Source organism: Paenibacillus darwinianus, from assembly GCF_000598065.1.
Classification (GTDB): domain Bacteria; phylum Bacillota; class Bacilli; order Paenibacillales; family Paenibacillaceae; genus Paenibacillus_I; species Paenibacillus_I darwinianus.
The window spans coordinates 30,050-40,790 of the sequence record NZ_KK082115.1 but is presented as its reverse complement, the minus strand read 5'-3'; the positions used below and the strand labels follow the sequence as shown (position 1 = coordinate 40,790).

The following is a 10,741-nucleotide window of genomic DNA, read 5'->3' as shown; positions in this document are numbered from 1 at the left end:
AATGATGTAGCCCGTCTTGGCGGCATTGCCGCCGACGATCGGCGTTCCGTTATACAGACTCATGTCGCTTCGGCAAATCGCGGAAACCCGCAGGCGGATGAGCACCTCTCCTTCCTTCGGCGCCGGCTTCTGCCGGTCAACGACATGCACCTCTTTGTTTCCGGGCAGTATGACTGCTCTCATCGTCGCTCTCTCCTGTCCATTGATCTTGACCCGATGCGGCCATCCGCCACGCCGCTCATTTCACCGATCCGAACGTCAAGCCCTTGATCATGTGGTTGCGGACCAGAATGGCGAAAATAAGGACGGGCGCCGTCATCAGCGTGGAGGCTGCGGTCAATTCGCCCCATTGTATGCCGTACATCGTCACGAACTGGTTGGCGATAATCGGGGCCGTGACGACCTCGTTGCGCGTCAGCACAAGGGCAAACATAAATTCGTTCCAACTGAACATCAGGCAGATAATGGCCGTTGCCGCGAGGCCCGGAGCTACAAGCGGGAGAATAATCCGGCGAAAAGCTTGAAACCTCGTGCAGCCGTCAACCATCGCGGACTCTTCCAGATCCTTCGGAATTTCATCGAAGAACCCTTTCAGCATCCATACGACGAACGACAGGTTGAACGCCGTATACGGGATGATGAGCGCCGCATACGTATCCATCAGGCGCAGCCCATTCATCATCATGAAAACAGGTATTAGCGTTGCCGCCGGGGGAAACATCCGGGTGGACAGAATCCACATCGCGATATCCTTGCCTCGCTTTGTCTTGAACCGTGATAACGAGTAGGAAGCCAGCGCACCGCACACGACGGACAGAATCGTCGAGGACAGCGCTACAATCGTGCTGTTGGTGAGCAGCACCTTGAAATCGCCCGAGCTGCTCCCCCCGTTGAAAAGATTCACGTAGTTCTCCATCACCGGCGCAAAAAACCAGATCGGAGGCAAAGCCTGCGCGTCCCATGACGTCTTGAAGGAGGTCATGACCATCCAGAGTACGGGAAATAGCGCCACGAACAACGCGGCATACATGACGATGTTCAACAGGGCGGAAATGAGCGTTTTGTTCGTCTTCCTATAAGCTGCGTGCATGGCGATCATCCTTATGCTTATGAGACGTGAGCTTACATATTACTTGTAGTACCCCGCCTGCTCCATAATGGCCTCGACCTGCTTGGCGGCGCTGTCCAGCGCTTCCTTGGCCCCTTTGCGGCCGGTGAGATAATCGTTCATCCCGACCTGCACGGCTTCGGATACTTGACCGTAATTCGTAATTCTCGGACGGCCGACGCCGACCTTCAGCGACTCGCCCAGCACTTGATAAAATTCTCTGACCGTTTCGTCTTCAATGGCTTGGGCCGCCTTGTAGCTTGAAAGCCGAGTGACGTGCTGCTTGAACGGAATGTAGCCTTCCTGCGTCGCAGGGCTGGTCAGCCACTCCGCCAGATCGTATGCAGCCTGTTTGTTGTTCGAGTATTTGCTGACTGACAGCTCCCACGAACCGAAATGCGGGCCGCGGACATTGCCGCTGCCGTCCTCGCGGCCGGGGAACAGGAAGTATCCGGTCTTGCCGTTCACCTTCGGATCAAGCTGCATATCGTGGTAGTTCATGCCCATTGCGACTTGACCGGAGCCAAAAACGGTTGCGACTTCATCCCACGTATAGGTCGTCGTTCCCGGAGGCGTCACCTTGTACTCGTTAATCCAGCTGCCGTACAGCTCCAGAGCTTTAACGCCTTGCTCGTTATTGAACATCGGCTTCATGTTCGCGTCGAAAATGGAACCGCCGAAATCGCTCAGGAACGACTTGAAATCGACGAAGCCCGCTTCATGCTTTTTCGCCATCAGCGTCGTCCCGTACATATCGATCTTGCCGTCGTTGTCCGTATCGCGGGTAAAAAACTTGGCGACGTCGAGGTATTCATCCAGCGTATTCGGCACCGCAAGCTCACGGCCGAATTGCTCCTTGAACGCGGCCTGGTTGGCTGGGTCCTCGAACAAATCCTTACGGTAGCTGACCGTCAGCGCATTCGACTGGATCGGAAGCCCGACCGCCTCGAAGCCTGCGCCTGTAATCGCATCGAGCGAGATGGTGTTCATTGCCGGCGGCTGCTCGTTCGGCGCGTCCAGCTTGAACACCGACGTGTCAAGGAACACTTTGGCGATGTAGTCGTCCAGCGCCAGCAGATCCGGGTTTTTCGTGGCGCTCATGTAGGATGAAAGCGGCTCCAGATGCTGGATCAGCTGCGGCACCCAAGGCGTATCGATCGCCATCAGGTCGTAGTAGTCGCTTTTTTGCGCCAGCTCGGAAAATACTTTCTCCTGCAGATTGTTATAAGGGAACGTGTCCACGGACACCTTGATGCCGAACTCAGTCTCGTATTTCTTCACCGCATCCAGAATCGCTTCGGAGCCGGCCTCGGCCGTCGCATACAGGATTCTCAGCTCCTTCGGCTTCTCCGCAGCGCCACTGGCGTTTCCGGCGCCGCCGGTATCGGCGGTATTCGCGGAGCCTTGGGAATTCGTTTTCCCGTTATTGGTCGAGCATGCGGTCGTCATGCCGATGATCAAAACCAGAACGAGGATCATACACCCTTTTAGCACGCGCATTGCTTCATCCCCCAAAATGTTTTATGATCGGCGTCGTCTTTGTAAGCGCCTATAGAATGATTATAAAAGTTAGCTCATACGGTTCACAGCGGAATAATTTAACGCGAGGTAGAGAATTTTTTAACGTTAACGGCCAAATGATTTAGATTGGCACGGTAACCGCTGTCTGGATCGATTATTTTTTCCAATAATCAACTAAATATAAAAAAACCGTCAACTTTGCGTTAACGGTTGTTTCCGTTGCTATTTTCCGACGCGCCGGTTGAAAGCACCCGCATCAATCCACCTCGTCTACGCCGCCTGCGATCCCGTTGCTTCTCCGGTATTCGGACGGCGTCATGCCGAACTCCTTTTTGAAGAGCGTGCGGAAATATCGGTAATCGACGTATCCGACCTCTTCCGCGATATCGTTAATATTTTTCTCCGAGTTCAGCAGCAGCTTTTGCGCGAGGCGCAGCCGGTTCCGCACCAAATACCGGACAAAGTTCATGCCCGTCTGCTGCTTGAAAATACGGCTTAATGTGACGGAATGAACGCCTACCGCCTCAGCCACCAGCTCGAGGCTCAGATTCGGATCGGCCGAGGTGTCGAGCATATGCAGCGCCTGCTGAAACCAGCCTGTATGCGACTGGCTTTCCGGCTGCGTCAAAGCCCTGATGCCGTCGAGCACAAACTTGCGGATTTTGCCGCTTAATTCGCCCCAGGTCCGGTGCTTGCTCACCCATTGCGTCCAGTAATGGATTTTCTCCTCCTCGAGCACAATGACTTCGCCGCCGCCGGCCAGCCCTTCATCCAGCAACGCCATCAGGTTGACGCATTCCTTTCTTAGCATCGACAAATCGAGGCCATACAAGCATTCCAGCCATTCATTCAAGGATTGCTCCAGACGCTGATGGCTGCCCGTCCGTGCGGTGGCCATAATCTGACGGCGCAGCTGGGCGGCCCGCCGACCGGCTGTCCTCCGGGTATTTGCATGGCTTCTCCCTTCCGGCGGTCTGCCGAAAAAGCGCTCGCTCTCCCATCTGTCGATGCCCTCCAGCACCGCCGGCACGAAATGTTCCACAAGCTGAAAAAAAGGCCCCCGGTGCACCGGCTGGCGGACGACTACCGCTCCTTCATAGTCGTGATTGACGCAAAAAGTAAACACGGTATCCTTCGGGGTCTCCTCAAGCTGCCGGTGCAAGCTCCCGGCGTGTCCGAACAGGACCGTTTTTTCCCTTCTTTCATCGAACCACAGGCTTGTGTTAAAATAGCGCAGCGTATCGATGAATACATACTTGGCGGAAAGCCTTCCCAGATGAATGTCGATTTCCTTGCCGAACGCCTTGTCCGTTTCCGATTTGACCCGTTCGACGACCGCTCGCAGCTCCTCCCGGTCCGCCGGCTTCAGCAAATAATCGATCGCGCCCAGATGGAGCGACTTTCTCGCATACACGAAATCGTCATAACCAGACAGCATCGCCGCCTGTATGGAAGGCCTGCGTTGCTTGATCGACTGCAAAATATCGAGCCCGTCCATTTCCGGCATCCGGATATCGAGAAAAACGAGATCGGGATTGACCGCGGCGATTTGCCGCAGCGCCTTGCGCCCGAATTCCACATCGTAGATTTCATCTTGCGGGTACAAGGCCCTCAGCTTATGAATGATGCTTTCCCTTACTTCCTTTTCATCGTCTGCGACGCAGATTTTCATCGTTCGTCAGCTCCTTGCAAGGATTCCGTCACGGAATGTTGAATACATTGCTTCAAGCAGCGCACCTATATGAGGAGGTCACCCCGGCATGAAGTCGCTCCTGCTTTCCCTGAAACGGATACTGGTGTATCTGTCGCTCAAGCATAAATTATTTGTTATTCTGGTAGCGATTTCAATTGTCCCTACCGCAATTGTGAGCTACAGCTCACAGTATTTCATGTTCCGTTCGGGCACCGAATACTCGTCTTCAATCTCCTCTCAATATGTGCAATCGGTGTCCAAGGACCTTACCGCCTATCTTCAGGATGTCAGCGATTCTTTCGATTCGCTGTTCACCAATTCCGCGTTTCAACGATTTATGGAGACGCCGCCCGACGATCTGGTTGCGCAAGCGGGTTATACGATCGATTATCAGCCGATCCAGCGGCAGTCGCTGCAGGAGCGCAATGAAATTCTGGGCGTTCTCTACATGGACAAACTTGGCAAAACGTATTTCGATTCATACCAGAAAAGATTCGATTTCAATTATCCGCTCGCCAGCGACCGCTTGTACGGCAATATGGATCGTCTGAACGAGACGACGCTGAGCGCCCCCCATCCCCTTAATTATGCGCTGGATACGAAGGAAACGGTGTTCTCTTTCATGCGTCCCGTCTACAATCTGCGGACCGGCAGCATCGGCGCCTGGTTCTCGATTGAAATCAGCGAGGATAAAATCAAAAGCCTGCTCAGCGGACCGGAGTATGAGCAGGAGGGGCATCTTCTACTATATCATGATTCCAATAACGCCGCAGTGTCCAATGTGAACATGGAGGACCTCCTGCTGCGGGACTTCAGGAATGCGCTTCATTTGGGCCCGCGCAATAATCGTGAATTCATGTTCACTTCGGACGCGGTCCGGTACGAGGTCACCTATTCCGATTTGCCTTACGGCGATTGGAAGCTCGTATGGATCGCCCCGCTGAGCAGCATGACGAAGGGCGCTGCGCAATCCACCAGCCTGACGCTGCTTATTGCGGTCGCAAGCTTCTCCATATCCCTGTTCGTAGCCTATCCCATGATGAACATCGTCCTCCGCCCGCTTTCCAAGCTCAAACAGGGAATGGCACGTCTAGGACGAGGCTCATACCATCCGATCAGCGAACCGTCCAACAACGACGAGATCGGATTTCTGATTCACGGCTATAATCAAATGCTGAACGAGCTGAAGCGGATGGAGCAGGAAGTTGTCCAATCGAAGCTGAAGGAGAAAGAACGCGAGCTGCTCCAGCTTCAGGCCCAGATCAACCCGCATTTTCTGTTCAATACACTGGAGACGATCGAATCCTATGCCGGCAAAAATAACGGGGAAGCGGTCGGGGAGATGGTGCAATCGGTATCGCGCATGATGCGGTACAGTGTAAGAAACGACGGCGGGCGGGCCCCGCTGAAGGAAGAGCTGGCCTACATCCGTAATTTCCTGACGATCCATTATTACCGGAACGGTACGGATGTGGATGCGGTATTTGAGGTCGATCCGGCCGCGCTCGACATCCCGATCATGAAGCTCAGCATCCAGCCGTTTGTGGAGAACGCGATCAAATATGGCTGGAGCCCCCATATGAATCCCGGTGCGTTCACCTTAACCGTCATGGCCCACCGCCAGGAGGATATGCTGCTGATCGAGGTCCACGACACCGGGATGTCCATGCCCGACGATGTGATGGACAAGTTGAACCGGCTGATCGATTCCAGGACCGAGCAAGTCGATCCGTTTTTCCGCAATCATACGGGTATTCTCAACGTGTACCGCCGTTTCCTGCTTGCCTACGGCGAGCGGGTCCGGTTTCAGATCCGCACGGAGCCGGAACGCGGAACCCGAATTCGGATCGAACTGCCGCTTGTATAAAATTCCGCGTTTTGTTTCACCTTAGTGGGGTACGAACATCCATCAGCCACGAGGGATATTCACGATGAATAATCAGCAAAATGCGCAAAACAGTACACAGCAGAACGCCCAGCAGCTTCAACAAAGTGCGCAGTAAGCCGCCGTAAACCCATTACCCCTGCGGCGCGTTTACTCGCTCAGGATATGAAGGCCGTATTGATACTGCTTGGTTTCCAATTCCTTTTTCCAGACGATTCGGCCGGCAACGAGGGATTCGACGTTAATGCTGGGAAGACGAAAATGAATCTCCTCGTCCTTCCGAAATTCAACGTCGGCCGTAAATCTCACCCCCTCAAAGCTGACCTCTTCAATCACGACGCGGACATTTTCGTATTTGTCCTCGCTGCCTTCCATCTCTTCGATCACGATCTCCAACGGCTCCGTTCGGGTGCCTTGATATTTGCGGTTCTCCAGCTCCATGCCGGCTCCCCCTGTTCCTTTTATGATGCGCCGCCCTCAAAATCGCTCATCACGTCATGCCCCAAAATATCCGGCAGCTGCAGCAGCTCAAACACCTGCTTCACTTCCGCATTCAGATGAATAATCCGTGTCTTTATTCCCTGCTCCGTCAAATGCTGAACGAGCGAAATCAACAGTCCGATGCCGGAGGAGTCTACAAACTGAACCTCTGCGAAATCGAGGTGAACTTCTTTGCGGTACGTCAACGCCGGCATGACTTCCTCCTCGATCGTCTCCGTGACATCGATGTCCATATCCCCTTGCAGGAAGACGACGGTCCTTGTTTCCTCATCAACGATTTTATAACGGAACATCCGGTTCATTCCTCTCAGTAAAGTAGCAGTTCCCCATCTGAATCCAGTCTTGCGTACACATTGGAAGATCGAACGTCGAATTTGTATATCCGGGCGCCTACCTGAACAACGGTTTCTTCCATGGCATCGTTGATTTTAATGGTTTCCCCTTTGGGGACAACGATCTTGGTGGGTGCTCCTCCCTTGGTCCCGGTTTCTCCTATTTTCACGCTTTTTGAAGCGTATATTTCTCCTCCGCGCACAGATCCCTCCACCTCGACGTGTCCGCCGGACCGAATGATCGATTGATAGATGCCTTGCGCGGAAATCGTGATATCGCCGCTGGAGTACAACCGGCTGTTATGAACGCCCCCCGCTTTGATGAAGCAACCGGCGCCCTGCTCCTCATCGCTTGTATCCGCCAGGAACTGTTCGGCCATCTGAATCGTCTGTACGATATCTTCCACCGATTTGAATTCCGAAGCATGGCTCATGATAAAGCCTTTGTGCAATCGTTGGGCAAAATCCTTCCACTCCTTCTCCAGCACATCCTGGCCGCTCTCAATTTTATGAATCAATGACTGGGTCAAAGCCGGAAACGACTTGAACTTGCCGTCGCATAAAATTTTAATCAGGGGCCCGAGCCCTGTCCGCGTGAAAGACGATGCCTTGAACGCCGGGACGGTGGAAAGCTGCTGAATCGCCGCCTCCATCAGTCTCATTTGCTGCACAAACCGGCTCAGCAGCTGGTGAATTTCCGCTTTCAAAAAGCTGCTTTTGCCGGCGGTAACCTCGCTTGTCACAATATTGTGCCTCACGATGACAGAGCTGCCCGCGCTCACCTTGGCCATATTGATATTCCCGTAAACCATGATGTTCCCTTGCGCTTCGACCAGCATCCCGTCCTGCACCGAACCGACAATTTCCACGTCGCCCGCGTAATGCACATTGCCGAGCTGAAGGTCGACGTCCTTGCCGATCCTAAGCATCGTCACAATCGATATTTGGGCCGATCTCCCTTTCAGTTTAACGTCCGGGTGTCCCGCTTCGGTCGCGATTATTCGGGTGCCCCCCGCATCCTCTACCGCAATGATACCTTTGCCGGCTAGAAGTGCAAGGGGCAGCGCTTCCGGCGGATAAACGGCTTCGCCGGTCACCGTCGACCCGGGCACGCCCGGCACCGGCGGCCGGACCGTTCCCAATACCTGTCCCGGCTCAACGGATGGAAACTGCTGAAGCTCCCGGTAATCGATCGAGCCGTCGGATCGCTCCTTCAACCCCTTTTTCACTTCAAGCTCCTGCAGCGGCAGGAAGTACCCGTTTTTGCCCGGGGACGGAGGCGTTCCTACGGCGATGACGAACGTTCCCGCCTCGTCAGTTGTGCAAGCGCGGGCAATCTCGGTATAGTCGACACCGTGGACAATGCCCAGTTCGCGCAGCTTTTCAAGCAGCGGCTCGGTTTCGATAACGAGCGGAATCTTTTTTTCCTCTACCTCGATCTGAACGCAGGTGTCCGGCGCCTTGTCTTTTATTTTGCGCCGGATGCGGAAGCCCGGTACGATTTTCAACACGGCTGACATTTTCCCCGGCCGTATTTCCAGTTCCCAGACGGGCTCCCGGATCTCATCCTGAATGTCCACCGTCAGATGATCGGTTTCGCGAATGAGCACCGCGTTCTTCACAAGCTCGTTATTTTTATACAATTGCACCTTGTCGCACGGCTTGACCATCGGATATTTGTCGGGCGCCTCTTTGCAATTGATTTGTCCGTTTCGAATCCATGCTTTGCCGGACAGGCTCTCGTCTTCGAAGGTCCGCTTATTCTCGCTCCCCATGGGAGCATCGGCAAGCTCCGGCAATTCCATCGATTCGACGGCCGCCTCAAGGTCGGCCACAGGTTCAGCCGTTCTCCCTATCACCGTCACCCGCACAACCGCCAGCTTTGAGCCGAGCCCCAAAATCCCCTTCGACCCGTTTTCCATCACCACCACATCTACGGCGTCAAGCTTTTCATTTAATAAATCCAAAGCGATCATGACCGCTTCCTTGACGTTTTTCCCTTTCGATATGATGCTTTTTCCTTGTGCTTTCAAGCTAACCAACCTCCTCAGGCGATGACAGGGACGTTAAAACGGTGATCTTGGCATTTTCGCAGCCCCTGCTTTCAGAGTCACCCTCGTAATGTCATCTGTTCGGTTGCGATTCAGCTTCCTCCCCTTACAAGATACCTAGCGGAGGCATTATCGTGATTTCATCCACTACGCTGCCTGCAGGCTGGCACAGAAGATAAACCAGATGTTTGGCCAGCGATTCGACGGGAATCATTTTCGACATGTCGGGTTTCGGGTCGATCCCGTTCCAGAATGAAGTGGCCGCCGCTCCCGGCAAAACCGCCGTCACCTGTATGCCCTTGTCCCGCAACTCGGCCTGCAGCACCCTTGTCAGCCCCAGCACGCCGAATTTCGAGGCGGAGTAACCGCCGCAGCCCGGCAGCGCGGTCGTACCGGCGATCGAAACGACATTGATCATTTTGCCGGCCCCGTTGCGTACCATGTGCTGACCGAACCATTTACAGCTCAAGAACGTGCCTGTAAGGTTAACGGCGATCATACGGTCGAAATCGTCGGCCGCCATCGTGATCAGGGACTCGAATACGCCTGTGCCGGCGCTGTTGATCAGTCCGTCTATTTTTTTGAATTTTGAGACAGCTTCCTCCGCAAAGCTCCGCACCGATTCCTCATCGGTCACGTCAAGCGGCAGCGTTAGAACCTCCGTATCCAGCTGTGACGCGGCCTCATCCAATTCGTCCGTATTTCTTGCCCCGAGCGCCAGATTTGCTCCCAGACCTGCCAACAATCGCGCCGTTTCTTTGCCGATGCCGCGGGACGCCCCGGTGATGGCGATCGTTTTCCCTTTCAGCTGCCCGAAATCGATCATGACAGCTCTCCGGCACCGCGGTACTCAAAATAATTTTTTTCGGTTTCCCATAGCCCGATTTTATGCAGCTCCGGAAGATGGGGATGAAGCATATTGTAGATAACCATCGCCACCGCCTCCGACGTCGGATTCAGGTCCTTGAATTCCGCAGTGTCCAGGTTCAGATGCTTATGATCGACCTTGTCAAGCACCTGCTTCTGCACGATTTCATCGAGCTCGGCCAGATTGACGATCATGCCGGTAACCGGATCGGGCTCCCCATGGACCGTCACATCAAGGTAGTAATTGTGCCCGTGTCCGTGCGGGTTGTTGCATTTGCCGAACAACTCCAAATTTTCCTCCGCGGACAACTGGTCGCTGTGCAACCGGTGAGCCGCACAAAAGTGGTATTTTCGCGTAAGCCGTGTCAAAGCAGCCTTCTCCTTTTCCGCGCTCAAATAATGGTTTTCATACAGTCGAATCCGGTGAAGCTCGCAATTTTCAAAGCGGTTTTCAAGGGACTGCCAAATATAGCCGGCCAGATTTTCCGTCGTCGGCATATGGGTCACGAAGTAAGGATGCTGCCTGTCCAGAAATTTGCCGTCGAGCTCGTCTTCCACAAACGAACCGACGATATGCTTAATATCGGTCGTATTCACCACAATGCCGGATTTTTCGTTCAAAGCGCCTTTGACCACCACCTCGAGCCGGTAATCATGGCCATGGCCGTTCGGGTTGCTGCAAAGCCCGAATACCCGCTTGTTTTCCGCTTCGCTCCAGGACGAAACCCGATAGACGTGGGTCGCGGAAAAATCGATTCTTCTTGATATGAAAAGCATATGGGA

9 protein-coding genes and 1 pseudogene are annotated in these 10,741 nt (G+C 54.0%); 1 reads left to right on the top strand and 9 read right to left on the bottom strand.

Features of this window, described 5'->3' with window-relative positions; all coding sequences use genetic code 11:
* The 4 genes and pseudogenes from BG52_RS15760 to BG52_RS14665 all read right to left on the bottom strand — a co-directional run.
* Positions 1 to 183: pseudogene (locus BG52_RS15760) on the bottom strand (alcohol dehydrogenase); the annotation flags it as partial.
* Positions 184 to 238: 55 nt separating this feature from the next.
* A complete protein-coding gene (locus BG52_RS00175) occupies positions 239 to 1,090 on the bottom strand; it encodes a carbohydrate ABC transporter permease (protein ID WP_036586043.1) in 852 nt (283 codons plus the stop codon).
* Between the two features lie 39 nt (positions 1,091 to 1,129).
* Positions 1,130 to 2,608: an extracellular solute-binding protein gene (locus tag BG52_RS00170; RefSeq protein ID WP_051587591.1), complete on the bottom strand. Its 1,479-nt coding sequence runs from the start codon at positions 2,606 to 2,608 to the stop codon at positions 1,130 to 1,132.
* A gap of 277 nt (positions 2,609 to 2,885) precedes the next feature.
* On the bottom strand, positions 2,886 to 4,301 hold the full coding sequence (locus tag BG52_RS14665) for a helix-turn-helix domain-containing protein (protein WP_051587590.1): 1,416 nt from the start codon (positions 4,299 to 4,301) through the stop codon (positions 2,886 to 2,888).
* 88 nt (positions 4,302 to 4,389) lie between these two features.
* Between BG52_RS14665 and BG52_RS00160 the strand changes: the two genes are divergently transcribed.
* A complete protein-coding gene (locus tag BG52_RS00160; protein WP_036586045.1) occupies positions 4,390 to 6,189 on the top strand; it encodes a cache domain-containing sensor histidine kinase in 1,800 nt (599 codons plus the stop codon).
* Between the two features lie 168 nt (positions 6,190 to 6,357).
* Here the strand turns inward: BG52_RS00160 and BG52_RS00155 are convergent, their stop codons facing one another.
* From BG52_RS00155 to BG52_RS00135, 5 genes are all read right to left on the bottom strand, one after another.
* A complete protein-coding gene (locus BG52_RS00155) occupies positions 6,358 to 6,648 on the bottom strand; it encodes a PilZ domain-containing protein (protein WP_036586047.1) in 291 nt (96 codons plus the stop codon).
* Positions 6,649 to 6,668: 20 nt separating this feature from the next.
* Positions 6,669 to 7,001 (bottom strand): STAS domain-containing protein, encoded by a 333-nt coding sequence (locus BG52_RS00150; protein WP_036586049.1) that lies wholly within the window; start codon positions 6,999 to 7,001, stop codon positions 6,669 to 6,671.
* Between the two features lie 14 nt (positions 7,002 to 7,015).
* Positions 7,016 to 9,073, bottom strand: a complete 2,058-nt coding sequence (locus BG52_RS00145) for a flagellar assembly protein A (RefSeq protein ID WP_036586051.1) — start codon at positions 9,071 to 9,073, stop codon at positions 7,016 to 7,018.
* 124 nt (positions 9,074 to 9,197) lie between these two features.
* Positions 9,198 to 9,917 carry an SDR family oxidoreductase gene (locus BG52_RS00140; RefSeq protein WP_036586053.1) on the bottom strand — a complete coding sequence of 240 codons (720 nt, stop codon included), beginning with the start codon at positions 9,915 to 9,917 and terminating at the stop codon, positions 9,198 to 9,200.
* Positions 9,914 to 10,735 carry a 6-carboxytetrahydropterin synthase gene (locus BG52_RS00135; RefSeq protein WP_036586055.1) on the bottom strand — a complete coding sequence of 274 codons (822 nt, stop codon included), beginning with the start codon at positions 10,733 to 10,735 and terminating at the stop codon, positions 9,914 to 9,916. The genes BG52_RS00140 and BG52_RS00135 overlap by 4 nt, the downstream gene beginning before the upstream one ends.
* Between the last annotated feature and the right edge of the window lie 6 nt (positions 10,736 to 10,741).

Coding starts and splice junctions, on each gene's coding strand:
- BG52_RS00175 (WP_036586043.1), bottom strand. CDS start 1,090: ATGCACGCAGCTTATAGGAAGACGAACAAAACGCTCATTTCCGCCCTG.
- BG52_RS00170 (WP_051587591.1), bottom strand. CDS start 2,608: ATGCGCGTGCTAAAAGGGTGTATGATCCTCGTTCTGGTTTTGATCATC.
- BG52_RS14665 (WP_051587590.1), bottom strand. CDS start 4,301: ATGAAAATCTGCGTCGCAGACGATGAAAAGGAAGTAAGGGAAAGCATC.
- BG52_RS00160 (WP_036586045.1), top strand. CDS start 4,390: ATGAAGTCGCTCCTGCTTTCCCTGAAACGGATACTGGTGTATCTGTCG.
- BG52_RS00155 (WP_036586047.1), bottom strand. CDS start 6,648: ATGGAGCTGGAGAACCGCAAATATCAAGGCACCCGAACGGAGCCGTTG.
- BG52_RS00150 (WP_036586049.1), bottom strand. CDS start 7,001: ATGTTCCGTTATAAAATCGTTGATGAGGAAACAAGGACCGTCGTCTTC.
- BG52_RS00140 (WP_036586053.1), bottom strand. CDS start 9,917: ATGATCGATTTCGGGCAGCTGAAAGGGAAAACGATCGCCATCACCGGG.
- BG52_RS00135 (WP_036586055.1), bottom strand. CDS start 10,735: ATGCTTTTCATATCAAGAAGAATCGATTTTTCCGCGACCCACGTCTAT.